This is a genomic window from Sporosarcina sp. SAFN-010, from assembly GCF_059415065.1.
In genome coordinates this window covers 178,483-204,005 of sequence record NZ_JBPFDS010000001.1, presented here as the reverse complement: position 1 = coordinate 204,005, position 25,523 = coordinate 178,483, and the positions used below count along the sequence as shown (strand labels likewise).

Genomic DNA, 25,523 nt, shown 5'->3' with positions numbered 1-25,523 from the left:
AGGGCGTGCCTAGCTTGGAAATGAAATCCATTAAAAAGATTCTGGTTGCAAACCGTGGGGAAATTGCAATTCGTATTTTCAGAGCGTGTACTGAACTTCAAATTCCAACAGTAGGGATTTATTCGGCAGAAGACCGAGGATCGTTTCATCGTTATAAAGCAGATGAATCCTATCTGATTGGTGAAGGAAAGAAACCAATCGATGCGTATCTTGACATCGAGGGGATTATTGAAATCGCTAAACGTTCGGGTGCTAATGCCGTGCATCCAGGTTACGGTTTTTTAGCAGAAAACGAAGAGTTTGCTGCACGTCTTGAAAAAGAAGGAATCATTTTTATTGGACCAACCTCTCGTCATCTTGAGATGTTTGGCGATAAAGTGAAAGCGCGTTCACAAGCAATACAAGCAGGGATCCCTGTCATTCCAGGTACAGATGGACCCGTCCACTCCATTGAAGAAGTGGAGGCGTTTGGGACTTCTCATGGTTATCCGATTATCATCAAAGCCTCACTTGGCGGTGGCGGACGTGGGATGCGTATTGTGGAGCATGCCGATGAAGTTCAAGAATCTTATAATCGTGCGAAATCTGAAGCGAAGTCAGCATTCGGATCCGACGAAGTATACGTTGAAAAATTGATTAGAGAACCAAAACATATTGAAGTGCAGATCTTAGGTGACACTCACGGCAATATCGTGCATCTGTATGAACGGGATTGTTCAGTACAGCGTCGCCACCAAAAGTTGGTGGAAATTGCACCTTCGATTTCATTGTCTGATGATTTAAGACAAGCTATTTGTGATTCAGCAGTTAAACTCATGACAAATGTAAACTACATAAATGCGGGGACAGTTGAATTTTTAGTCGCAAATGATGAGTTTTACTTTATTGAAGTCAATCCGCGTATTCAAGTTGAACATACGATTTCGGAAATGGTAACTGGTATTGATATCGTCCATACACAAATCTTTATTGCAGACGGAGAGAATCTCCATACTGGACAATCAGCTGTTCCGGCACAAGAGGATATTCCTTTGTTTGGATATGCAATACAAGCACGAGTAACAACTGAAGATCCGTTGAACGATTTCATGCCCGATACAGGGAAATTATCAGTTTACCGATCAGGCGGTGGGTTTGGTGTCCGTCTCGATGCAGGTAATGGGTTCCAAGGGGCCGTTATTACGCCGTATTATGATTCGTTACTTGTAAAGGTTTCAACATGGGGAATGACGTTCCGAGAAGCTGCCTCCAAAATGGACCGCAACATGCAGGAATTCCGAATCCGTGGGATAAAAACAAATATCCCATTCCTAGCCAATGTTGTCCGTCATGAAAGCTTTTTAACAGGCGATTATACGACGAGTTTCATAGACGCAACTCCTGAATTATTTGAATTCCCAGTCAGAAAAGACAGGGGAACGAAGGTGTTGAATTATTTAGGGACCATTACTGTTAATGGATTCCCAGGAATCGGGCGTCAATCAAAACCTGTATTTGCGGTACCGCGCAAACCTGAAGTTGATTTTAGTATTCCTCCCAAGCAAGGAACTAAACAAATTCTGGATGAAAGAGGACCAGAAGGGTTAGCTAAGTGGGTCAAAGAACAGGAAGATGTGTTGCTGACAGACACCACATTCCGTGATGCGCACCAGTCATTACTTGCAACACGTGTCCGGACAGCGGATATGACGAATATAGCTGCAGAATCTGCTCGTCTGATGCCCGATCTATTTTCATTTGAAATGTGGGGCGGTGCGACGTTTGACGTTTCATACCGTTTCTTAAAAGAGGATCCATGGGAGCGTCTAGCAGTGCTTCGCAAGCAAATCCCGAACGTATTGTTCCAGATGCTATTCAGAGGGGCAAATGCAGTTGGCTACAAGAACTATCCGGATAATGTAATCCGGGAATTTGTTAAAGAGTCGGCAGCTGCCGGCATTGACGTATTCCGTATTTTCGATAGTTTGAACTGGATTAAGGGGATGGAAGTAGCGATCGATGCAGTACGTCAAGAAGGTAAAGTTGCAGAAGCTGCTCTATGTTACACAGGGGATGTATTAGATCCGATGAGGACTAAATATACGATTGCGTACTACAAAGAAATGGCGAAAGAGCTTGAAAATGCAGGAGCGCATATTTTGTCCTTGAAAGATATGGCAGGTTTGTTAAAGCCTGAAGCGGCATATCAACTTATTTCTGAATTGAAAGCAACCGTCGATATCCCGATTCACTTACATTCTCATGATACGAGTGGTAATGGAATCGCCATGTATACACGAGCTATTGAAGCAGGTGTCGATATTGTCGATACTGCACTTGGAGCGATGTCTGGACTCACATCCCAACCTTCAGCTAACTCACTTTACTATGCGTTGCAGTATGGTGGCCGTGGAGTCCGTACAGATGTTAAAGCACTTGAAGAGTTATCCTTCTACTGGGAGGACGTGCGTGAGTATTATGCCCACTTTGAAAGCGGTATGATCAGCCCTCATTCAGAAGTGTACGTCCATGAAATGCCGGGGGGTCAATACTCCAATTTACAGCAACAAGCGAAGGGTGTCGGACTCGGTAATCGTTGGAAAGAAGTTAAAGAAATGTTCTCCCGCGTCAATATGCTGTTCGGGGATATTGTAAAAGTGACACCATCGTCCAAAGTTGTTGGAGATATGGCACTGTTCATGGTTCAAAATGATTTGGATGAAGATGCGGTACTTGCTAGAGGAAACTCGATTGACTTCCCAGAGTCTGTTATTGAGTTTTTTGAAGGTTACATCGGTCAGCCTTATGGTGGATTCCCAGAGGAATTGCAAAAAGTCGTGTTAAAAGGTCGTAAACCGTTAACTGTGCGTCCAGGGGAATTATTAGAGCCGGTTAATTTTGAACAAGTCATTGAAAAACTCGATGGAGAACTAGAGAAACCAGCAACCATACATGACGCATTAGCGTATTCGTTGTATCCAAAAGTATTTGAAGAATATTTGGCGATGTATAAAGACTTTGGTAATCTATCTGTTATTCAGACTCCTGAATTCCTCTATGGTATGAGATTAGGTGAGGAGATAGAGGTCGAGATTGAAGTAGGGAAGACGCTTATAGTTAAGCTCGTTTCCATCGGTGAACCTCAAGCGGACGGAACCCGTGTCGTTTACTTTGAGATGAACGGACAGCCACGTGAAGTGGTCATTCAAGATGTTAGTGTTGAAACGGATTCTGTGAAGAAGCAAAAAGCGGATCCTGGAAATGACGCCCATATCGCTGCGACGATGCCTGGTACGGTTCTGCAACTTGCGGTTGAGAAAGGGGACCGTGTCCGCCGAGGTCAACATTTGTTGATCACTGAAGCGATGAAGATGGAGACAACGATTCAAACGCCATATGACGGTATCGTAAAAGAAATTCATGTAACCCCAGGTGAAGCGATTTCAACTGGAGATTTGCTAATTGAACTCGAGCATTGATTGGGGAAGCGTTTGTTTTGTGAGTGCTAATTGAATGTTGAGAATGAGCACATGAAGTGATTGGTGTGCTCATAAAACTTAAGGGATGCTCATAAACCATGGAAAGTGATCATAAAAGCTGGAAAGTGCTCATAAACCGTGGAAAGTGCTCATAAAACTGGAAAGTGCTCATAAACCGTGGAAAGTGATCATAAAAGCTGGGAAGTGCTCATACACCACGGAAAGTGCTCATAAAAGCTGAGAAGTGCTCATAAACCATGGAAAGTGATCATAAAACTGGAAAGTGCTCATAAACCGTGGAAAGTGATCATAAAAGCTGGGAAGTGCTCATAAACCATGGAAAGTGATCATAAAACCTGAGAAGTGCTCATAAACCGTGGAAAGTGATCATAAAAGCTGAAAAGTGCTCATAAACCGTGGAAAGTGATCATAAAACTGGAAAGTGCTCATAAACCGTGGAAAGTGATCATAAACCATGAAGAGTTATCATAACCAATCATAAAATATGCCTCTCATACGCGTTCAATCGTTCGTCCTTAATCAAATAGAAACCACAAAAAAACAGCCGCTCGCGAAACCCGAGTGGCTGTTTTTTCATTATTTTTGAATTCGTACTCTGGATAGTAACAAAATCATGTAAGTAAGCAATCCGAATAATAATGTCACGAATAAGGAATGGAGCAATGCGATTGTAAGGTTCAACCGGGTGAAGATGGACAGCATACCAGTCGTTGCTTGCGCAAGAACAAGTATCAATGCAATTGACCAGCCCCATACCAATACTTTTTGATCACGATAGTTACGCCAAACAAGGATTGCAATATACACAAGCCAGATGACAATTAGTGCAGCTGCAGTTCGATGTCCCATTTGTACCCATTCATTTAGATTGGAAGGAAGCTGGAACTGATCATTTCTACAAAGTGGCCAATCTGCACAGGCGAGACTGGATTCTGTATGTCGAACAAGAGCCCCTGTATAAATGACGATGTACGAGTAGACGGTAACCCCGATTGTATGGAATTTTAATTTGGATCCAACTTGAATCTTGTCGGCATCGAACTTTTTATCTACTTCAAATATGAGGAGTGTCAAAAGTAAAACGGCCGCAAAAGAAATCAATGATATTCCGAAATGTAGAGCGAGGATAAAATCCCCTTGTCCCCATTTAACCTGGGCTGCTCCAATGAGTGCTTGTAAAATGAGGAAAAATAAGGCCATAACCGAAAGGAATTTAGTTTCGCGAACATGTCCAATTGCTTTCCATGACCATACAGATAAAATCACTATTAAAATTCCGACAGCACCTGTAACGAGGCGATGAGAAAACTCAATCAGTACTTCTGCGGTAATCTCGTCCGGAATGAGTTGTCCATTACAGCCTGGCCAATGTCTTCCGCAGCCCATACCGCTGTCTGTTTTCGTAACGAGTGCACCGCCGAGCAGGATGAGTAGCATCCCGATAGTCGCAGCTACCGCAAACCATTTTAAGTAGTTGTATCGTTTCAAACAAAGACACCTTCTTTTATAAAATGTCGACCGTTGAAAAGGTCTCTAGTTTTTAATGATAGAGAATCGGACCATAAAACACAATGCCGGAAACAAAGAACACGCAATTAGGTTCCTTTTTTCACAAAATGTTCATAAAAACGACCTGATAACTTCACAAATGGGCAGATGGAATGATTTACTATAGAAGGTGCACTGTATAATTCCTCGAGAGATTGTGCAATTCTATACAAATTGCGATTTTGTATAGAAATTGTGAAGGATTTTCGATATAGTTAAGTACAGCGGTCATTTTTAATGGGCTTTGAAAGGGGGAGTAACATGTCAAATAGTCGTACGACTGCTGCAGAGAGGGTTCCGGAAACTGTAATTGCACCAACATTCATGAAGGACTTTTTAGCACTTATTAAAATTGGAATTGTAAATTCTAACCTGATTACTGCATTTACAGGTCTCTTCTTGGCGTTCCAGTTTGCGAACATCAGCTTTGTACATAGACTGGATCTTATGATTGCTACGCTATTCGGAACTGCCCTGATCATAGCCGGTTCAGCAGCGCTTAATAATTTGATTGATCGTGATATCGATCCGATTATGACGCGGACAAGAACTAGACCCACAGTAACTGGGCGATTTAAGGCCCCGGCAGTGCTCGCTATGGCGTTGGGCTTTATAGCTATAGGAGAAGTATTGCTGTTTTCTGCAAATGCTACTACAGGGCTACTGGGACTCGCTGGAGTATTCAGTTACGTCGTTCTCTATTCTATGTGGTCAAAACGCCGTCACGTATCCAATACGATTGTCGGAAGTTTGTCTGGTGCTATTCCGCCACTAATTGGTTGGGCAGCAGTGGAACCGTCGCTTGGACTTGGAGCTTGGGCACTGTTTCTAATTATGTTTGTCTGGCAGCCACCTCATTTTTACGCGCTTGCTATGAAGAAAACAGATGAATACGGAGCAGCAGGAATTCCGATGTTACCTGTCGTAAAAGGATTTGCCCGTACAAAAAAATCGATGCTTGCATGGGTTGTGCTGTTGTTTCCTTTGCCATTCATGTTAAGTGAACTAGGAACTGCATTTTTAGTTCTTGCTACATTGTTGAATGTAGGTTGGTTATTACTCGCGCTAAAAGGATTCCGTGTAAAAGATGATTTAAAGTGGGCAATGTCCATGTTCATCTACTCACTGAATTATATGACAATACTTTTTGTCTCGATGATTATCTTTTCGATTTTCATCTAAATGTATGGAATTCTTTCTTTGACAGGAATTCATTATAGAGAGGTCTTCACTCCTCGATGGAAGAAAACACTATTAGAAAGAGAGGGATTATGAAGCGATGATGAAAGGACTCAAAAAATGGCGTCTCTTTTCCTTGTTAGCGGTTCTGACTGTATTTTTAGCAGGATGTGGCCAAGAGGAATTATCCACGCTTCTACCAGCTGGTCAGGTAGGTAAAGATCAGTTTAAACTACTGATGCTTTCTTCAGGGATCATGCTGTTCGTCATTCTTGTTGTAGTCGCAATTTATGTAGTAGCACTGATTCGTTTTAGACGTTCGAAACTAGGTGAGGATTTCATACCTGAACAAGTTGAAGGTAGTCATAAATTGGAGCTAGTTTGGACAATCATTCCAATTATCCTCATTATCATTCTTGCAGTCCCTACTGTGTATTACACTTACAAACTTGGGGACGTAAAGGCAATGGAAGAAGTTAACGATGATGGGAAAGCGAAACACCTTGTAGTAGACGTAACCGCTAAGCTTTACTGGTGGGAATTCGAATACCCTGAACTTGGTATTGTGACAGCTCAAGAGCTCGTGGTACCAACAAAGGAAAAAATCTACTTTAACTTAAAAGCGGCAGACGTGAAGCACTCCTTCTGGATTCCTGCAATTGGTGGGAAGATGGATACGAACGTAGAAAACTTGAACAAATTCTATCTGACATTTGACAAAGAGTCAGAAGGTCTTAAAGATGGAGTATTCTATGGTAAATGTGCTGAGCTATGCGGACCGTCTCACTCACTGATGGATTTCAAAGTGAAAACTTTACCACGTGATGAGTTCAACGCATGGGCGAAAAATATGAAAGCAACTGAAGACGCTAAGTCAGTCGCAAACGCGAATGCAGATGGCGAAAAAGTATTCCAGGCTAGCTGTGCTACTTGTCACGCTGTTTCTGGTGCTGGCCAAGGTGGATCACCTGGTCCGAACCTAGCGTCTTTCGGTGACCGTAACCGCGTAGCTGGTTTCTTAGAACATAATGAAAAAGACTTGAAAGAATGGATTAAAAATCCACAAAAAGTTAAACCGGGCAACACAATGCCTTCTTTTGAAAATCAGCTTTCTGACCAAGAGTTAGATGACTTAGCTGAGTACTTGCTCGGCTTGTCTGTTGAGCAGTAATACGTAACGCGATATTGAAGAGGAGGTAAAATAACGTGAGTTCTGTTGCTCAAAAAAGAGGATTCGGCGCAGCCCTTTGGGATTGGATGACAACTGTCGACCATAAGAAGATCGGAATTCTTTACCTCATTGGCGGCGGTTTCTTCTTCGTCGTTGGTGGTATTGAAGCGATGATTATTCGTCTCCAGCTGTTAAAGCCGAACAATGACCTTGTAAGTGCAGGTCTTTTTAATGATTTAATCACAATGCATGGTACAACGATGATTTTCCTAGCCGCCATGCCGATACTATTTGGATTTATGAACTATATAATGCCACTTCAAATTGGAGCGCGTGACGTTGCGTTCCCGTTCATTAACTCACTTGGATTCTGGATGTTCTTCTTGGGAGGAGTATTCTTAAACGTTTCTTGGTTTTTTGGACAGGTTCCAGATGCTGGATGGACTTCATATGCATCACTTTCACTTGCATCTCCAGGACATGGCATTGACTTTTATGCGATAGGTCTTCAAATCGCTGGTGGAGGTACGCTGATGGGCGGGATTAACTTCCTTGTTACTATCATTAATATGCGTGCACCGGGTATGACGTATATGAGGATGCCATTGTTCACTTGGACGACGTTTGTCGCTTCAGCAATGATCCTATTCGCATTCCCACCACTTACTGTCGGATTGTTCTTCTTGACATTCGATCGAATGTTCGATGCGAACTTCTTTGATCATCAGATGGGTGGAAACACAATTATCTGGGAGCATATTTTCTGGATTTTCGGTCACCCTGAAGTATATATCCTGATCTTGCCGGCATTCGGTATTTTCTCTGAAATCTTTTCGATTTTCTCTCGTAAGCGCCTCTTCGGCTATCCGGCGATGGTATTTGCGACAGTATTGATTGGTTTCTTAGGATTCATGGTTTGGGCCCACCATATGTTTACAGTAGGTCTTGGGCCAACTGCAAACGCAATCTTCGCAGTTGCGACGATGGCGATTGCTGTACCAACTGGTGTTAAAATCTTTAACTGGTTGCTTACAATTTGGGGCGGAAGCATTGTCATGACAACTCCAATGTTGTATGCACTTGGATTCATCCCATCGTTCGTAATGGGTGGGGTTACAGGGGTTATGCAAGGTGCTGCACCTCTTGACTATCAGTTACACGATAGTTACTTCATTGTTGCTCACTTCCACTATGTAATTGTCGGTGGAGTTGTACTTGCGATCTTAGCTGGAGTACACCTTTACTGGCCTAAGATGTTTGGAACAATGCTCAGTGAAACACTTGGTAAAATCACATTTGTATTCTTCTTTGTCGGGTTCCACTGTACATTCCTAATCCAGCACTGGCTTGGATTCTGGGGAATGCCACGTCGTGTTTGGACATATATGGACGGACAAGGCTGGAATACAGCGAACTTAATCAGTTCGATTGGTGCGCTTCTTATGGCAATCGGTGTAATTGTAATGGTGATTAATATCATCATGACAACTGTTAAAAACGTGCGTGTTGGAAATGATCCATGGGGCGATGGACGTACGCTTGAATGGGCAATTCCTTCACCACCACCGTTCTACAACTTTACTCAAACTCCACTCGTACGTGGACTTGATACTGTTTGGATTGAAAAGCAGGAAGGGAACGCAACTGGACTAACATTTGCTGAACCAATAACTGATATCCACATGCCGCATGGTTCAATCATTCCATTCTTCATGACAGTCGGTTTGTTCATCGCTGGATTTGGTGCTATGTATCACCAAGAAACTTCTTGGGGACTTCCATTGCTCATCTTCGGTCTTGCTTGGACGTTCGTATCAATGGCAATGCGTTCATTGAAAGATGATCTAGGCTACCATGTAACGAAGGAAGAAATTCAGGCTGATATTAACAATGCTAGCAAAGGGGGTCAAAACTGATGGATTTGAATAAAAAATTCACTCCGGAAACTTGGCCGGAACACCCTGAGCGTGCAACGCTTGAAGGAAAAAATAAGTTTGTTGGATTCTGGCTCTTCCTTGGTGGAGAAACAATTCTATTCGCTACTTTGTTTGCTACCTATATGGCGTTAAAAAACAAGGGACCAAGCGGTTTTGGATTTTCAACACAAGAGCTGTACCAGCTTCCATTAGTGTTTGTCATGACCTTGTTGCTTTTAACTTCTTCACTTACAAGTGTGTATGCTATGCACCATATGAAGAACTACAACTTCAAGAAAATGCAACTTTGGTTAGCTATTACTGCGCTCCTAGGACTTTGTTTCCTTGGACTAGAAGTATATGAGTTCACTCACTACGTACATGAAGGATTTACGTTTGGAAACAGTGCATTCAGTTCATCGTTCTTTACACTTGTAGGAACACACGGTTTCCACGTTGCTGTCGGACTTGTATGGATAACACTTTTGCTCTTCCGAAATGCAAAGCGTGGATTGAACCTGTATAATGCATCTAAGTACTACACATTCTCACTTTACTGGCACTTCATTGACGTCGTATGGGTATTCATCTTTACGGTAGTTTACTTGATGGGAGTGATCGGATAACATGGCAGAAGTAGAAATGTACAAGAGAACCCCTATTGAACAGGATCTATTTGTCCGTCGTTCAAAGGAAACTATGCGTGGTCAAGTTATGATGTTCTCACTCATGATCTTCATGACACTTGTCTCGTTTACATTCGTCGTGGCTTATCAGCAAGGAGTAGAAGGATTTACGAAGTATTTAGTGATTCCAGTGCTTTTCCTCTTTGCTGCGGTTCAAGTTGGACTACAGCTTTACTATTTCATGCACATGAAAGACAAAGGACACGGAATTCCTCAAATGTTCATGTTCACTGGAGTAGTGTTTGCTTTCCTAATTCCACTTACTTTCGTTACGATTGTTTGGTGGTAATCTTCACAAAACCTCTGTCTTTGGCCAATTGCCAAGGCCAGAGGTTTTCTTGTTTTTATGGATGTCAAAGAACGTTCATTGTTTTACATAAAAGAACAGCCTATAATGAGAACAGAACTTATAAAAGGAGCTGGGACACTTGTCGTTAAGTATTTTTGGCTTCCGCGCTTTATGGAGTCCGTATTTTTTCTTATTTCTCGTCCTTGTGACGGTCTTGTACTTTTTGCTGACAAAAAAGTGGAGATCTCGATTCGAGGGAAATGAGTCTGTCACGAAAAGGCAGATTACAATTTTCTTATCTGCGATTGTACTGTTGTATATTGTAAAAGGTTCACCAATGGATTTAATGGGACATATATTGTTTTCTGTCCATATGGCACAAATGGCACTGTTACTCCTGGTCATTGCACCGTTATTTATCATCGGGATTCCGAACTTCCTATGGAAAAAAGTTTTTAGTTACCCGATAATTGCGGCCGTAATCCGCTTCTTCACAAAGCCAGTTATTAGCTTGATTGCCTTTACGATTATGTTTTCTTTGAATCATTACCCATTAGTTTTAGATACAATAAAACTTAGCTTACCCTTGCATACTGCATTTACATTGACACTTTTCTTATCTGCTTTGTTCTTGTGGTGGCCGATATTCAATACTTTACCGGGCGAGCCTCAATTACATGGTTTGAAAAAGATAGGTTATGTCATATTGAGTGCGATTCTGTTAACACCGGCCTGTTCTTTGATTATCTTTGCGGATGTTCCCGTGTACGAGACGTATAGTAGTGGAGAAGCGTGGCTAAAAGCGATGGCTTTATGTGTACCTGCTGGGACGCTATCTGGTTTGACGATCTCAGGTCCCGAGTTATTTACGAGTATGCCTACGCTTTATGATCAGCAACTTGGCGGCATAATTATGAAGGTTATTCAAGAATTATTGTATGTGTTCATCATAGGAAAGATCTTTATTACATGGTATCGTGATGAACAAGAGAATGCTGATGAAATTACACGGCAAGATTTGATCAACCGAAAGAAATTATCGGTTCATGGCTGATTGTTAGATCTGAATAGAAATGGAGAAACCTTATGAACTTGCCTTTTCTACCGACATTGAGCACGTTGCTCATTATAATTTCTGGTGTTTTAGTGGTGATCGGATGGATGCTGATCCGCAAGAAGCGGAAGCAAGCACACAAAAATGTGATGATTGCAGCATCTATTTCAGCACTTCTGTTTTTAGTGATTTACTTATCCCGTACAATTATCATTGGGAACACGTCTTTTGGTGGCCCAGATAACATTAAAATCTATTACACCGTGTTTTTAATATTCCATATTTGTTTGGCTACGACTGGAGCTGTTCTAGGCGTCCTGTCGCTCATCTCAGGATTTAAGAACAACTTACCAAAGCATCGTCGTCTTGGCCCTGTAACAAGCACTGTGTGGGTTTTTGCAGCCCTTACAGGTGTAGCTGTCTATCTGCTCCTCTATGTGTTTTACAAAGGTGGAGAAACGACTTCAATGATTAAAGCCATTCTTGGATTTTAACGTAAAACACGCATGCCCCTTTAATTGGGACATGCGTGTTTTTGTGTGGTTTTGCATTTCAGCTATATTCTAAAATTCAGCTTAATAATTCCTGCTTCGATTGCAGTAGTAAAAAGAATTACGACCATCGGGCCGATAAAGAATCCGAGTACCCCAAACAATTTCAAGCCGATGAACATCCCGATCAACGTAGGAAGGGGGGATAAACCGATTTGAGAACCCATCACTTTTGGTTCCACAGTTCTGCGTATGATTAGTAGTACTGCAGCTAATATTGCGAGTTTTGTTCCCATCGCAACGTCTCCACTTACAAATTCATAAAGCGACCAGGGCGCAAGAATGATAATGGAACCTAAAATAGGGATGACGTCGATAATCCAGATGATGATCGCCATGACGACTGCATATTTCGGAACGATCAACAACAATCCGACGAATGCAACAGCTAAAATAATGAAACTGACGAGCAATTGTGCTTTCATAAATCCAATGACTGTTGCATTTAGTTTAGTAGTCATATACCGTACTTTTTCTGCCGTACGATCCGTTAGTAGGTTAAACGCGCTTTGTTTTAGTTGAGGTAGTTCTAGCATAAATAAGAACAAGGCAATCAAGAAGACGATGAAACTCACGAGGAAATTTGGGATTTCAGAAGCGAGTGCAATGATCTTTTCATAGCTCAACAGTTCAAGAAGGGAATCTTTGAAGGAAGTGAGCGCAGCTGTCAATTGTTCTTGTGTGGCTTTGACGATGTCTGAAGGCATTCCTGAAGTATATCTAAATACTTTCTCCTGCATATCAATCCAGACTCCGGATAGCGAGTTTAAATAATCCGGTGCATCTTTTGTGAATTGAATAATTCTACCGATTAACGATGTTACGGAATAATAGATCCCTACCGCAACAAGCAAAACGACAAAGATAAATACGGAAATAACCGATAACTTTCGTTTCCATTTGAATTTACGCTCTACTAACTTGACAAGCGGATCTATCATCAGCGCTGTCAGTAGGGCTAATATTAGTGGTATGGAAACCGGGAGTATAAAGAAAAGAGCAGCAGCTGCAACAATTGCAGTTACTATAATAAGCAAAGTTCGTTTTGTTAACCGTTTCGACACCCGGCATTCCTCCAAATCGTGTATTATTTCTATTATAGCCAAAAAAAATGAAAATGGATATGAAAAACCGGAGAACAAATTATTCTCCGGTGGATAATCATTTTTTTAAGTTAAATGCTTGCAAATCTTTAACCATGCCTGCCAATGTTTTTTTGCAATCATTTACAACGAATGATGGATAGAACTCGTCATCTCCGTATTCAACGCCATGTGGATAATAGTGTTTACCGAGTTGAGGAGTGATGAATTCAATAACCGCCTCATTCTTGCCAACGTCACCATTCGGAGTGAGTCCATAGACACGTAAATAATATACTCCTTCGCTCACTGTATACTTTTTGTCGAATGTGACACGTTCGTAGTCCCATTGTCCAGCGAGAACTAGGTCATATCTTTTAGCAATTTCTTCAAGATCGATTAGGCTAACAGCCAGCTCTTCAATACCTGTGTTTACAAAATCCATTGATTAGCTTCCTCCTTATGCAACAGTCAATCGATTGCTATTCGTCTATAATCATAGAACAAAAGGAAGTTGGTTGCAATGGCAACATTGTGTCTTGAAGCGTATTTTAGGAGACAGGTGAGAAATGGATGACTTATTCATCTAATGTTGATTACAATAAGGTAGTGAGTTATGTGTGTGGTAGCTGTAAGAAGGGGTGGGGAATTGAAACGATTATGGAAAGTGCTTGTGTTATTCCTGATTGCACTTCTGGTATTTTACTTTTGGGATGATGGAATTAGGGAGAATGAGCCATTGGAGTCACCTGTTCAGCCTGGAACTGCTATTAGCGGCGAGAGCTCTTTCGAACAGCAAGGCGATAGTAATGCAAAACGACCCGAAAAAGGAATTTCGACAGTGGTCGGGCAATCTTCAGAAGAATTGACGAAACTGTTTGGAGAACCAGATCGAAAGGATCTTTCTGTTTTTGGATTTGAATGGTGGATTTATAATGCAAATCCAATGATTATGGCAGGAGTCGCAGACGGTAAAGTGAATCAGATATATAGTGCAGATCGAGAAGCAGATGTCTATCCTTATGTAAATGGACAAAATAGTCAAGATATCTATCGAAGCACAATTATTGAGTCAGAACTGGAAGTGGTGGTTGGGGACAATCAGTACACATTTGTGCTAAATGGGGATGACATTAAAAACAAAATGCTCATTCAATCAGAAGGTCTTTTCACTCAACTATATATAGATGAAACAGGGGAAGAGCTGGAAGGTGTACGGTTCATTGACCCGATGACTCTTGTCATGCAGCAACCTTATGATCTTTTCTATAAAGGGGAGCTCATGGAAGTGAAGAAGCCTTCGTCTGAAGATCAGATGGCTGTAGATAGGGCTCTTGAACGTCAAATTCTCGATATCACTAACATTTATCGGGAGAATCATGGTGTCGACAAATTGAAGCGTGACTACCAACTTCAACTGGTTGCGCGCGAACATAGTAAAGAAATGGCATTACAAAATTATTTTTCCCAAGATTCACCGACATCGGGTACACTTGCCAATCGGCTGAAACTTGCTGAGATAGACGTTAAAAAAGCAGGAGAAAATATTGCGTTAAATTATACGGATGCAATTGAAGCGGTTCATGGTTGGTTGAATTCTCCTGCCCACCAAGAAGTCTTGTTGGATAAAAACTTTACACATATTGGTACTGGAGTGTATGGAAATTATTATACGCAAAATTTAATACAAGAAGTTGAAAAACCAACTAGAGAATAGGGTTTTTAAGATGAGTGGGGAACTATCCAAGTACCCTCTTCAGCCACAGCGATTCCTCTTACGCAGAGAGGGATTGCTGTTTTTTTTGCATGAAGTGCTGCTCGTTTTTGAATAATCGGTCTCGCGCAGTCTAATAGGGGAAGGAATTCATCGATTGTCAGCGAATCGAATTTTTTAGCATCTGGATAGATATGAGGGTCTGCCGACATGACACCTGGGACATCCTTGAAAAACTCGACATGGCTGGCATCCAGACTGCTACCAAGAGCAATTGCAGTCAAATCACTGCCTCCTCGACCTAATGTCATATAATCTCCAGCTGCATTCATCCCTTGAAATCCAGGGATGATTAAACAATTATGATCCTGAAAGGTTTGTTCGATATAGCTTGTCTCGATTGTCTCGATTGTTGCGTTACCAAAGGAGCCAATGGTTCTTATGCCTGAGTTCACACTGTGCATAATCCTGTTAGGAGTACCTGCTTCCTCTAATTCTGCGCTTAAGACAGCAGATGCTAGCAGCTCCCCGCACGCAGCAGCTAGGTCCCAGGGAGCTGTAGAGGACTTTAAGGACGGTGTAATGCTCAGGAGTCTGTCTGTTGAATACGGGCTTTCTTGTCGCCCAATCGCAGACACGACAACGATGACCTTGTCATTTAAATTTAGACCTTCCTGTATTCGATCAATACATAAACGGCGCATAGCACGATCTTTCATCGCTGCGCCACCAAACTTTTGGATGATCATCTCTTCTCCCAACTTTCTTCGTGACATTTACCCGAAACATTTCATACTCTGTGGTAGGTTCACTCTTACTATATTCCCTGAGAGTAAAAACGTTCGGGAAGGAGAAGCTGATTTGCATCTGATCGAATTATTAAAAGATTGGCCGTGTACGATCCGTGGGAACTGGAGGGACGTCACAATTGAGTCAGTTACAGAGCATCCGAAACGTATTAAGAAGAATTGTTTGTTCGTCGCTAGAAAAGGAGCTAAACATGATGGCATTGAGTCGATTGAAGAAGCACTTGAGAAAGGAGTCGCAGCGATTGTCATCGACCGGTCGGTATCGGAAAGTAAGTTTTCCGAATGGAATCAGCGAGGCGTAGCCGTTGTGACAGTACCAGACTGTAAGCAATTCCTATCTTATAGTAGTGCACAATTGTCTGGAGTTCCTGCAGATGATTTGACGATAATTGCAGTCACAGGTACAAATGGAAAAACTACTGTGACCCATTTCATCGGCCAGTTGCTCGCACAATTTGGTATTAAGACGGCTGTACTTGGAACAACTGGTTGTTATATAGATGGGGAAAAGATGGATGAAGAGATCCCCCCTCTTACAACGCCTACTGCAGAATACTTACATCCATTGTTAAGGAAATGCAGAGATCTAGGTGTTACTCATGTTGCACTAGAAGCTTCTTCCCTCGGATTAGAAAAGGAAAGGCTCGCTCATTGTCGAGTATCCATAGGTGTCTTTTTGAATATCGGAACAGATCATTTTGAAGAGCATGGGGGACGTGGGAATTATATCGCGGCGAAAAAAAAGCTGTGTTCGTTGTCTGAACAACTCGTCGTAAATTGTGAAGACAGTGAGTGTATGGAAATTGTTAGAGATGTCGAGTTACCAACACACTTGTTTGGAAGAAATGTCGCAGGGGGGTATATGCCCTCAGAAGAGTTAATCGGATCGTTGCCCCCGGGAGAGCATAATCGGTTAAATGCGATGGCAGCAGCATCTGTTGTGAAGTTATTAGGGTTTCCAGAGAGGGAGATTTTTTCATCTTTTCGTCTCTTAAAATTACCTGAAGGTCGTATGCAACTTGTGGAGCATGAAGGGAGGCGGGTGTTCATCGATTATGCACATACCCCGGATGCGCTATCTGCTGCCTTGCAAGCAGTAGCAAGTTTGGAACCAAAAAAACTCATTTGTGTATTCGGTTGTGGGGGAGACCGAGACAAAGAGAAGAGACCTATCATGGGTAAAATCGCTGAAAATTGTTGTGACACCATAGTACTCACATCTGATAATCCTCGAAGTGAGCATCCATTGGAGATTGTGCAAAATATTTTAGCAGGAACAGAAAATCCTTCATTAATCCAAGTGGTAATGGATAGAAAACGTGCAATCCACCAAGCAATCGCTGCAAGTGAGCCAAATGATATTGTGCTTATTGCTGGAAAAGGTCATGAAACTTCGCAATACATTGCTGGTAAGGAAATTATGATGTCTGATTTCGCAGAAGCGATGACAGCCCTTCATCAGTTGGAAACACTTTAGGAATGAACAAGTGATGCGTTTGCTCCCTCTATTTGGTATAATGGGGAGGAATGGAGGGAATTCACTTATGATGATGACCGACGAATGGCTTGCCATCATCGAACAGACAGACGAATTGGCCGAGATGATTTTGACATCCGACGTACTTTTCGAATACCGCGCCGCTCATCAAGCGGTTTACAGTGATCCGGATTTAGTCAAGCAAATCCGTGACTTTTCTGAGATGAAAGACCGTTATGAAGAGGTGCAGCGCTTCGGAAGATACCATCCGGATTATAATAGAGTTATGAAATCGATACGACTTGATAAACGAGCATTAGATATGAATGAAAAAGTTGCAGCTTTGCGACTTGCGGAGAATGACGTCCAATATATGTTGGATGAAATTAGTGCAGCTATTGCACATTCTGTATCAGAATCCGTAAAATTGCCAAGTGACAATACGTTTGTAACCGAATCATCATGCGGAGGCAGTTGTGGTACCGGTGGAGGTTGCTCGTGCTCTGCTTAAGGATAGAACAGTAAAAAGCGGATGGCTAATCAGCCATCCGCTTTTTACTGTTCAAGTAACGTATCTAATTGCGCCATTGTGGCCTCAGAAGAATTCGTGATAAATCCTGAAATGCCTGATTGCGCCAACTTAATGACGTCATCGGTCTCGTAATTTTCCACATATACAGTGATGTTCAGTTTGTTTAGAAATTGGATGAATCCCTCACTTGCGGGCTGAAATGGACCAATCTTGCCCGCTAAAACGAAAAGGTCAGTCCGAGGACGATATAGATGACCGAAACGACTAGTATATGCTGCATATGCTTGCTTCTGTTCGGCCACGCCTGCTCCTACAGCGGCCATATGTTGTGTGTACAAGTTGAAACGATCCACTTGTTCATCATATTGACTGATGACAGCGACTTGTTCTTGAGCTTCACATTCTTCAAGCAGTTTCCATAACTTAGAAGGCATCAGACTCCCTTCATAGGTATCTGGGGAATCAGCGATACGAATGATGAAAAGAAGATGTGGGTAAAGGGCGAGCATATCTTTAAGTGAGCAATGGGGGGATTCTGGATGCTCATTGTTTACAAGAACGATTTCTTCATTGGCTGTTAGTTTTACATCCATAGCAAATCCGTGAACTCCTAGGGAAGCAGCGTCAGCAGCTTGTTGCTCACTATTGGTGATGTCAGTTAATTGTTGAATAACAATAGGTCCTTCAAAGTGAAGCGCTTTTTTCCCTGGTCTCGCGTTTGGACGGATGATTGCTTTTGAAGCGGCCCAGGCTGCTGCGCCCGCTGCACCGACGGAAAGGGCAACTTTTGTTTTTCTTCCCATGTCAAATTCCTCCTTGTTTTGAAACTGTTACGTTCATTATAAAACAAATCGGACGAACTGTCAGTAAAGTCTGGTTGCGGCTTTTTTCAAACCTATGGTATTGTAAGGGGAAGAAAAGAGGGATACTATTGGTTGATCGTCAAGGAGTTATCATTTATCTCCATCATCTGAAACAGGCGAAATCGTTCCGTAAATACGGACACGTTCACTATATATCACGACGCATGAAGTACGTTGTCCTCTATTGCAGTCAAGACGACGTCGAGGACGTCATTCGTAAAGTCGAGAAGCTCTCGTCGGTAAAGAAAGCAATTCCTTCCTATCGACCGTTTGTGAGCACGGAATACGAGAATGTACGTCCTGACAAAGCCAAGGAATACGATTACAAAACAGGTCTATAAGGTTAGTCGAGTGGCGGTAATAAGTGATTGAGCCGTAAAACTCCAGTTACGTATTGGTAGAACAACTTTGTTTCTGGAAACTCAGAGGAATGTTTAAGTTCTACTGGAATCGGCTTGCTGCCGACAGTTGCAGCGGCTTCTTCAAACATGAGTTGTCGTTTAGAAACACTTCCTTCTTTTGATGGGATTCCTTCCCGGCAAATATAGATCGGGTAAAATCCACCTTCACCAGCAGGAGAGAAAGAAGCTGCTAAAGAAATGGAAGGTTTGCCATCTTTTGTGGTAGTTTTGAATAGGAAGGTTCTTTCAAGTCTGTTTGAGTTTGTAGTAATTAGTTCGCACAATTCAAAAATATCCGAGTACCCTTCACCTAGTTCGATGAATCGTTGTTGTCGCATTTGTGATGCACACACCTTTCAAAAAGAATCTTTTCCATCATAGCATGCTAAAGGATTCTTTGCAGATTGGTACGTAAGGGATAAATAAGGGAGTTACAAAATGAGAGTGATCGCTGGAACGAGAAGGGGAATCCCTTTAAAATCGATTACAGGAACGGATACAAGACCGACATCTGACAAAGTAAAAGAAGCGTTGTTTAGTAAAATTGGTCCTTTTTTCAACGGAGGCATTGCAGTCGAGTTATTCGGTGGAAGTGGCTCGCTTACTTTGGAAGCGCTCTCGCGTGGATCGGACAGCGCTTGGATTTTTGAGAAGAATCCTAAAGCATGTGCGATTATTAAAGCGAATGCTGAGAAATGTAAGTTTCAGGAGGAACTTCACATAGTTCGAGGGGATGCCAGATCGGCAGCTAGTATTTTTGCTAAAGCAGACGTTCAAGCTGATTTATTATTTTTAGATCCACCCTATGCAAAAGAAGAATTTTACAATCTTGCTTTACAGTTTGTAGAACAGAATTTGTTGTCAAATCATGCAATTATTGTTTGTGAACACGAAAAACAACTCACTCTTCCAACTTCATATGGTGCGTTTGCAACAGTAGGGACTACAGTGTATGGCGGAAGTGCAATCACTATTTACAAGAAATGAGGGTCTATCATGTCTAGAGTGGCAGTGGTGCCAGGAAGTTTTGATCCGCTGACGAATGGTCATCTTGATATTATTAAGCGGGCGGTAAAAATTTTCGATGAAGTTCACGTTGTGGTCATGAATAATTCATCTAAAAATCCGCTTTTCACGGTTGAGGAACGCCAACAGCTAATTGCACAGGCGACAGCAGAGTATCCGTCTGTGAAGATTGACTCCTCTTCAGGTTTGCTAATTGACTATGCTAAAAGTATTAAGGCGATTGCGATTGTTAGAGGATTACGTGCGGTATCTGATTTTGAGTATGAAATGCAAATTACATCGATGAACCGCTTTTTGGATGAGGACATTGAGACATTCTTTGTTATGACAAAGAATCAGTACTCTTTCCTCAGTTCGAGTATTGTGAAGGAAGTGGCGAAGTATGGCGGAGATGTCTCGGCATTGGTTCCGGAGACAGTCAATCGGGCATTAAAGAAAGTGTATACATAGCAGAGCGAACAATGGGTATGGCAGTTGCCGTACCCATTGTTTTTGTTTAGCTCATTTTGTGAATTTGCTTTTAATTATAGGTTAACTGCGTTGATTGGATCTGAAGTGAATTTAACACTGGATCGCAAAAGCATTAAGTCAAAGAAGTATATAAAGAATCACTGGGACTGCTAGGACACTCCAGATACGACCAATTACATAAGGTTTGAGTGACAGTTCGGCAGAGCGCGCAATAACGAATACTTGCATGTGAATACTTAAGCCATTGATCGAGAGAATGGCGGCAATTAAATACGGAAAGATGGGGGAATTATAAAAATGCTGCGTAGCGGATTGCACGCCAGATGTCATTTCGAAGAACGAAAGGACAACTGTTTTCACAATCCCCATCTCCACTGATGCAGCGGCTTGTATAACAGTGGTCAGTACGTTGCCGAGAGAAGAAAAGAACACGACAGTTGTTGCAACTAAAATGATAATGGATGAGCTTTCTTTAAAGGCATCCAATAGAGGCGCTGAACTTGGAGCTGAGGTGGGAACATTTTTTGGCATCTCGAGTTGAGAATTTCGTGATGCCATTAACAAAAGAACGAATAGGAAAAACAGAATGTTAGCCACGTGTATTGCAATGAGTAGTTTCCATCCTGACATCGAATTTCCAAACAATTCGAGCCCCACATATCCCACAATGAACATTGGACCAGGTGCATGACAAGCTGCTAGTAGAAGGCTGCTTTCGTAAGCTGAAAGCTGCCCGTTTCGTTTCATTTCACTTACTGTAACCGCCCCGACTGGAAATCCACCAAATGAGCCCAGAGTGTACGCTTTCAAGTAGCGCATCCAAGGAGGAGAAGAATTTTTGGAAACGGGTAATTTTAAGAGCCATTGGGTTAGAATAATGTAAGGCAGTAAATAGGGGAGCAATGCCTGCACAAATAATTTCACGCCTGTCTCTGCGCCGTCATGTGCAATCCCTGGTTGTAAAATGAATAAGGCGATGAGCGCCCAAATCATAATGACGTTAATCATGCTTCTCTTGCAAGTATAGGTAGCTTTGTTTGCACGCTTGCGGCTCCTTTCTCTAATGTGTGAGAAGCTCAAACAAAAAACATTGTGCCGCTCTTTTTTCGGATGGTACACTTAACCATATGTAAAATAGGTACAGGCTATTAATGGAGGTGCAGGAAAATTACATTTAAACGAATTGGCATAACCGCAATGCTTACAATTTTGATTGCATTGTTCATGCTCTATCCACTTGACAGTTACATATCCCAACCTGGTGGCGCCTATGAATTATCACCACTCGTCAAAGTGGAAGACGGCGACGAAGACGATTCAGGAACGTTTAGTCTCATGACAATTTCTGTTGGGAAAGCAACACCTGCAACCTATTTTTGGTCTAAGGTTTCAGACAAAATGCAGTTACTTCCAGCGAACAAAGTAAGACGCCATGGCGAGAGTGATCAGGAATACAATGTGCGGCAGTTGCGGTTGATGAGTGATTCACAATTCAACGCTATTACAGTTGCCTTTGAAAAGGCCGGGAAACCGGTGGACATTGATTTTGCTGGCATTTACATTCAACACGTCGTAGAGGGGAGTGCATCAGACGGAAAACTAAAAGCGGGTGATCGAGTTGTTGGAGTAGACGGAAAGCCGCTGATTGAGCCTGATCAGTTCGCTACTTATATTGCAGATCAGCGTAAAGGAGACACAATTCAAGTTGAAGCAGAGCGAGACAAGAAAAAATTCCAAACAGACATTACATTAAAAGAAATTCCGGAAGCAAAAGGAAAAGTAGGACTAGGGATTCAATTTTTAGAAGATCGCTCACTGAAAACGATTCCGAAAGTGAATTTCAATACATCTGAAATCGGAGGTCCTTCTGCGGGATTAATGTTTACTTTGGAAATTATTAACCAATTAAAATTGGGAGATATCTCAAAAGGATATACCATTGCGGGAACCGGTGAAATGATGCCAGGTGGAACTATTGGGCGAATCGGTGGGATAGACTTTAAAGTCATGGCAGCTGATCGTGATGGGATGGAAATCTTCTTCGCTCCAGATGACGATTTACCTGAAGAAGTGAAAGCTGCGAACCCAGGCATTAAGACCAATTATGAAGAAGCCGCAGAAACCGCAAAAAAAATAGGTACGAAAATGAAAATCGTACCCGTTAAAACCGTGGATGATGCATTGAGCTATCTAGAGAAGTTAGAACCGAAAAAATGAGTTAGTCTTTCCGGATCGGAGGGATCCTATAGTCAAGCCCGAGCTGTGGCTGGGTTGAATCAATGCCAAAAGCGTACAAATCCGAAATAGTCGCAGAGAAGATAGCAGACGCACTTTCGGAATTGGCTAGGCGGCTAACTACAGGCAGTTTCATCTCCTCTTTCATTTCTTTCAAATAGGATTGGCCGGTGGATGTCATTCCTAGGAGTCGCAAGTGATCTGGATTCTGCATGGATTCTCGATCATTGTATGTGAAACCTGTGAAGATATGAGTAAGCATGCGTTGGATCCGTGTCCAGGTGTATCGCTTCGATTTTACGATTGCCATGAATTGCTGAAACGTATCAGCTTTTTTTGCTGCTTTGTACAAAAGGTTTTCAAGTCCTTCTGAAACATCTGCAATGGTTGCAAGCCACAGGGGACCTTCACGCAGGATTTGGAATCGAAGAAGTGGATAAAAGCTATCCCAGCTACCAAAACGTCCGCGCTGCACAAGCCAATCGTTGAGTGATTGAACAACTGAATGGGGTACAAACTGCTGAATGTTCTCTGTGCTCTTGCTTTCGAAAAACGCTTTTCGGATACCTGTTGCACTTGCAATTGCCGTGTCATGCGTAACATCATCATGATATCCGGCACCAAGTCGTGGGAGGGTTGTGGGAACCATTGCAGACCCCATTTTTCTAGCTGATTCCATATAGTGAAAACCTAAAATGTTATTAGGTAGCGATAAATCCACAGTCTCATGTTCGGTATTAGTAGAACGAATGAGTGTTGAGTAGGCTCTGTTCAATGCTTTTGGATAGCTTATGCCTTCTTGAACTGCATCCCGGATAGTGTCGTCATACTGAGTTTGAACCGATTCTATTCGGTTCAGCGTTTCAATAAAGGGGGCGATTGAACCGTTTTCACTTCCGAAACAATAACTGGAGCACCCAGCAGCATCTAAAAGTTGGATAGCACCGGATGCAAACGAAGGTGCGTTTGAGGTTGCACGTTCGTAAGGTAATTCGAAAACTAGGTCGACTCCATTGTCAATGGCCATTTTTGTACGTGTCCATTTGTCGATTAGTGCAGGTTCACCACGCTGCAGAAAGTTTCCACTCATTACTGCGATAACTAAATCTGATTCGGTTTGAGCTTTCGCAGAGATTGCGTGGTGCAAGTGTCCGTTGTGAAAAGGATTATATTCTACAACAATGCCAACAGCTTTCATGGAAAATCACTCCTGTTTGAAGAATTCTATTCGTTTAGTATAATGAACTAAGCGTTCAAGTGACAAGAAAATATCTTGACATCTTTTTTTATCCGCTATATAATCAAAAGTGTTGTCTTGAGGTGATAGGCATGAAATGGTCAATTCATCAATTGCGTAAGTTCAGGCAGGGAGCAGCAATGCCGCTTGACGAAGTGGTTGATCTTGGATCTGTAAGGGAAAGAAACCCGGAAATCCGGGCAATTTCACCTGTTCAGTTAAAAGGAAGTTGTACAGTTGGTTCGAAAAAGATATCGTTTCATTTCCATTTGGAAGGTTCGTTGACATTACCATGTGCTCGCACATGGGAAGATGTTCATTTTCCGTTCTCTATTGAGTCGGACGAGCAATACAGCTGGGATGAAGACGTGTTAGCACAAGACGATGAAATCCACCCGATTACGGGAGATGTAGTCGATCCAATGCCAATCTTTGAAGAACTCATTCTTTTGGAAATACCATTACAGGTCTACTGTGATGATGCGGAAACCATGACGGAAGCCTCCGGCACGGGTTGGTCGTATGCGACTGACGAAGAGTACAATCTACAATTGACAGAAGAACAGGATAAGAAAACGGATCCTAGACTTGCAGGCTTAGCAAGATTTTTTGAATCCGATAACGACTAGTCGAAATAAAGGAGGTGCCCTCTAATGGCAGTACCAAAGAGAAGAACATCTAAAACCAAAAAGAACATGCGCCGTACACATTACAAGTTACAAGTTCCAGGTATGACAACTTGTGAAAACTGTGGTGAAATGAAATTGGCACACCGCATCTGTAAGTCTTGCGGTCAATACAAAGGGAAAGTTGTTGTAGGCGAATAATTAGATTCTGCCGCAACTCCCGGATAGCATTTGCTATCTTAAGACTACCGTGAGACCATGGCTCACGGTAGTCTTTTTTTATACATATAATTAGGAGGCATCAGCATGTCAGTTAACATTACATCTGATCAGGGAATTGTCACGTTTACAATAACGCGCCCTGAAGTTCGCAATGCCGTAAATCAGGAAGTGATGGATGGTCTTGAACAATTCATTGACTTGGTTGAAAAAGATGATGATATAAAATGGGGTGTCGTCACGTCTGAAGGTGGAAAAGCTTTTTGTTCGGGAGGAGATCTCGGAGAGTTCCATTCGTTAGAAACGTCTGCACAAGCACTTCCTATGCTTTCTCGAATGACAGAGTTGTTATACAGACTTGCAACGTTACCAATCCCGGTCATTGCACTGATGGATGGTACAGCAGTCGGTGGTGGTTGTGAAATTGCATCGGCTTGTGATTATAGATTGATGAAATCAGGTGCTAAAGCAGGATTCATCCAAGGGACGCTTGCGATTACAACTGGCTGGGGTGGCGCATCGTTGCTATATGAAAAAGAACCGGGGCATAGTGCTATCCTTCAACTATTAACTGAAGCGCGTGTCCATACAGCTGAAGACTTAGCTGAACGGGGATGGATAACGGAATTGTATACAGGCGACAAACAAGTTGCACTTGACCGATTCACTTCGAAATTCGAACATATCCATTCTTCAGTGATGCGTGCTTATAAAGCGATTGCAATCCGTAAATGGGAACGGTCAGATTTGAAAAATAGAATGATTGAAGAGTGCAAGCAGTGTTCAATTCTCTGGGAATCTGAAGCGCATCATGCGGCTGTTCATCAATTTCGTAGCCGGTAAACACTTCTTCAATAGATTGAATATTCAAAAGATAAACGAATAGTTGAAAACGGTTTCATTGTTCAGATAAACTAGTAAATAGATAAATGAAAATCATCTATCTGCAGCAAACAAA

General features: G+C 42.2%; 26 protein-coding genes. 18 read left to right on the top strand and 8 right to left on the bottom strand.

Features of this window, described 5'->3' with window-relative positions:
* Window positions 1-20: 20 nt before the first annotated feature.
* The gene (gene pyc / locus ACR65F_RS01015; protein ID WP_440503204.1) at window positions 21-3,458 is read left to right on the top strand and encodes a pyruvate carboxylase; all 3,438 of its coding nucleotides are present in this window, start codon (window positions 21-23) and stop codon (window positions 3,456-3,458) included.
* A 597-nt stretch (window positions 3,459-4,055) separates the two neighbouring features.
* On the opposite strand, the gene ACR65F_RS01010 is transcribed toward pyc, so the two are convergent.
* Entirely contained in the window at window positions 4,056-4,967 is a 912-nt protein-coding gene (locus ACR65F_RS01010; RefSeq protein WP_039044108.1) for a COX15/CtaA family protein, read from the bottom strand.
* A gap of 321 nt (window positions 4,968-5,288) precedes the next feature.
* Here ACR65F_RS01010 and cyoE point away from each other — a divergent pair, with 321 nt between their 5' ends.
* The 7 genes from cyoE (at window position 5,289) to ACR65F_RS00975 (ending at window position 11,816) form a co-directional block, all read left to right on the top strand.
* Complete coding sequence (cyoE, locus tag ACR65F_RS01005) at window positions 5,289-6,209, top strand: heme o synthase (protein ID WP_125101985.1); 921 nt, start codon at window positions 5,289-5,291, stop codon at window positions 6,207-6,209.
* 97 nt (window positions 6,210-6,306) lie between these two features.
* The gene (gene coxB / locus ACR65F_RS01000; protein WP_440502827.1) at window positions 6,307-7,377 is read left to right on the top strand and encodes a cytochrome c oxidase subunit II; all 1,071 of its coding nucleotides are present in this window, start codon (window positions 6,307-6,309) and stop codon (window positions 7,375-7,377) included.
* 35 nt (window positions 7,378-7,412) lie between these two features.
* Window positions 7,413-9,293, top strand: coding sequence for a cytochrome c oxidase subunit I (locus ACR65F_RS00995; RefSeq protein ID WP_039044111.1), 1,881 nt, complete (start codon window positions 7,413-7,415; stop codon window positions 9,291-9,293).
* On the top strand, window positions 9,293-9,919 hold the full coding sequence (locus ACR65F_RS00990; RefSeq protein WP_039044112.1) for a cytochrome c oxidase subunit 3: 627 nt from the start codon (window positions 9,293-9,295) through the stop codon (window positions 9,917-9,919). Before ACR65F_RS00995 ends, ACR65F_RS00990 begins: the two co-directional genes overlap by 1 nt.
* Window position 9,920: 1 nt before the next feature.
* Entirely contained in the window at window positions 9,921-10,268 is a 348-nt protein-coding gene (locus ACR65F_RS00985) for a cytochrome C oxidase subunit IV family protein (RefSeq protein ID WP_039044113.1), read from the top strand.
* Window positions 10,269-10,407: 139 nt separating this feature from the next.
* On the top strand, window positions 10,408-11,322 hold the full coding sequence (ctaG, locus tag ACR65F_RS00980) for a cytochrome c oxidase assembly factor CtaG (RefSeq protein ID WP_125101986.1): 915 nt from the start codon (window positions 10,408-10,410) through the stop codon (window positions 11,320-11,322).
* 32 nt (window positions 11,323-11,354) lie between these two features.
* Window positions 11,355-11,816 (top strand): DUF420 domain-containing protein, encoded by a 462-nt coding sequence (locus ACR65F_RS00975; protein WP_025785192.1) that lies wholly within the window; start codon window positions 11,355-11,357, stop codon window positions 11,814-11,816.
* A gap of 62 nt (window positions 11,817-11,878) precedes the next feature.
* Here the strand turns inward: ACR65F_RS00975 and ytvI are convergent, their stop codons facing one another.
* Complete coding sequence (ytvI, locus tag ACR65F_RS00970; RefSeq protein WP_039044115.1) at window positions 11,879-12,937, bottom strand: sporulation integral membrane protein YtvI; 1,059 nt, start codon at window positions 12,935-12,937, stop codon at window positions 11,879-11,881.
* A 97-nt stretch (window positions 12,938-13,034) separates the two neighbouring features.
* On the bottom strand, window positions 13,035-13,400 hold the full coding sequence (locus ACR65F_RS00965; protein WP_039044116.1) for a YugN family protein: 366 nt from the start codon (window positions 13,398-13,400) through the stop codon (window positions 13,035-13,037).
* A gap of 204 nt (window positions 13,401-13,604) precedes the next feature.
* On the opposite strand from ACR65F_RS00965, the gene ACR65F_RS00960 reads away from it, so the two are divergent.
* Complete coding sequence (locus tag ACR65F_RS00960) at window positions 13,605-14,672, top strand: CAP domain-containing protein (protein ID WP_440502824.1); 1,068 nt, start codon at window positions 13,605-13,607, stop codon at window positions 14,670-14,672.
* Between the two features lie 5 nt (window positions 14,673-14,677).
* On the opposite strand, the gene ACR65F_RS00955 is transcribed toward ACR65F_RS00960, so the two are convergent.
* A complete protein-coding gene (locus ACR65F_RS00955) occupies window positions 14,678-15,418 on the bottom strand; it encodes an amino acid kinase family protein (protein ID WP_039044118.1) in 741 nt (246 codons plus the stop codon).
* Window positions 15,419-15,530: 112 nt separating this feature from the next.
* On the opposite strand from ACR65F_RS00955, the gene ACR65F_RS00950 reads away from it, so the two are divergent.
* A complete protein-coding gene (locus tag ACR65F_RS00950) occupies window positions 15,531-16,955 on the top strand; it encodes a Mur ligase family protein (protein ID WP_440502822.1) in 1,425 nt (474 codons plus the stop codon).
* A 67-nt stretch (window positions 16,956-17,022) separates the two neighbouring features.
* Complete coding sequence (locus ACR65F_RS00945) at window positions 17,023-17,466, top strand: YlbF/YmcA family competence regulator (protein WP_125101994.1); 444 nt, start codon at window positions 17,023-17,025, stop codon at window positions 17,464-17,466.
* 44 nt (window positions 17,467-17,510) lie between these two features.
* Here ACR65F_RS00945 and ACR65F_RS00940 read toward each other — a convergent pair whose 3' ends face one another.
* Window positions 17,511-18,290, bottom strand: coding sequence for a PI-PLC domain-containing protein (locus tag ACR65F_RS00940; protein ID WP_440502820.1), 780 nt, complete (start codon window positions 18,288-18,290; stop codon window positions 17,511-17,513).
* Between the two features lie 128 nt (window positions 18,291-18,418).
* On the opposite strand from ACR65F_RS00940, the gene ACR65F_RS00935 reads away from it, so the two are divergent.
* Window positions 18,419-18,691 (top strand): YlbG family protein, encoded by a 273-nt coding sequence (locus ACR65F_RS00935; RefSeq protein WP_025785176.1) that lies wholly within the window; start codon window positions 18,419-18,421, stop codon window positions 18,689-18,691.
* Between the two features lie 2 nt (window positions 18,692-18,693).
* Here ACR65F_RS00935 and ACR65F_RS00930 read toward each other — a convergent pair whose 3' ends face one another.
* Window positions 18,694-19,089 carry a DUF7147 family protein gene (locus ACR65F_RS00930; RefSeq protein ID WP_039041840.1) on the bottom strand — a complete coding sequence of 132 codons (396 nt, stop codon included), beginning with the start codon at window positions 19,087-19,089 and terminating at the stop codon, window positions 18,694-18,696.
* A gap of 100 nt (window positions 19,090-19,189) precedes the next feature.
* Here ACR65F_RS00930 and rsmD point away from each other — a divergent pair, with 100 nt between their 5' ends.
* Both rsmD and coaD read left to right on the top strand, forming a co-directional pair.
* The gene (gene rsmD, locus ACR65F_RS00925) at window positions 19,190-19,738 is read left to right on the top strand and encodes a 16S rRNA (guanine(966)-N(2))-methyltransferase RsmD (RefSeq protein ID WP_440502819.1); all 549 of its coding nucleotides are present in this window, start codon (window positions 19,190-19,192) and stop codon (window positions 19,736-19,738) included.
* Window positions 19,739-19,747: 9 nt separating this feature from the next.
* Complete coding sequence (coaD, locus tag ACR65F_RS00920; RefSeq protein ID WP_039041842.1) at window positions 19,748-20,227, top strand: pantetheine-phosphate adenylyltransferase; 480 nt, start codon at window positions 19,748-19,750, stop codon at window positions 20,225-20,227.
* A gap of 138 nt (window positions 20,228-20,365) precedes the next feature.
* On the opposite strand, the gene ACR65F_RS00915 is transcribed toward coaD, so the two are convergent.
* Window positions 20,366-21,256 carry a hypothetical protein gene (locus tag ACR65F_RS00915; RefSeq protein ID WP_052245735.1) on the bottom strand — a complete coding sequence of 297 codons (891 nt, stop codon included), beginning with the start codon at window positions 21,254-21,256 and terminating at the stop codon, window positions 20,366-20,368.
* A gap of 159 nt (window positions 21,257-21,415) precedes the next feature.
* On the opposite strand from ACR65F_RS00915, the gene ACR65F_RS00910 reads away from it, so the two are divergent.
* Window positions 21,416-22,465 (top strand): SepM family pheromone-processing serine protease, encoded by a 1,050-nt coding sequence (locus ACR65F_RS00910; protein ID WP_440503203.1) that lies wholly within the window; start codon window positions 21,416-21,418, stop codon window positions 22,463-22,465.
* Between the two features lies 1 nt (window position 22,466).
* Here the strand turns inward: ACR65F_RS00910 and ACR65F_RS00905 are convergent, their stop codons facing one another.
* A complete protein-coding gene (locus ACR65F_RS00905; RefSeq protein WP_440502816.1) occupies window positions 22,467-23,681 on the bottom strand; it encodes a nucleotidyltransferase in 1,215 nt (404 codons plus the stop codon).
* 131 nt (window positions 23,682-23,812) lie between these two features.
* On the opposite strand from ACR65F_RS00905, the gene ACR65F_RS00900 reads away from it, so the two are divergent.
* The 3 genes from ACR65F_RS00900 to ACR65F_RS00890 all read left to right on the top strand — a co-directional run bounded on the left by ACR65F_RS00900 (window position 23,813) and on the right by ACR65F_RS00890 (window position 25,408).
* Window positions 23,813-24,349 (top strand): YceD family protein, encoded by a 537-nt coding sequence (locus ACR65F_RS00900; protein WP_039041845.1) that lies wholly within the window; start codon window positions 23,813-23,815, stop codon window positions 24,347-24,349.
* A gap of 24 nt (window positions 24,350-24,373) precedes the next feature.
* Entirely contained in the window at window positions 24,374-24,547 is a 174-nt protein-coding gene (rpmF, locus tag ACR65F_RS00895) for a 50S ribosomal protein L32 (RefSeq protein WP_025785164.1), read from the top strand.
* A gap of 105 nt (window positions 24,548-24,652) precedes the next feature.
* The gene (locus ACR65F_RS00890; protein ID WP_440502814.1) at window positions 24,653-25,408 is read left to right on the top strand and encodes an enoyl-CoA hydratase/isomerase family protein; all 756 of its coding nucleotides are present in this window, start codon (window positions 24,653-24,655) and stop codon (window positions 25,406-25,408) included.
* Window positions 25,409-25,523: the final 115 nt, after the last annotated feature.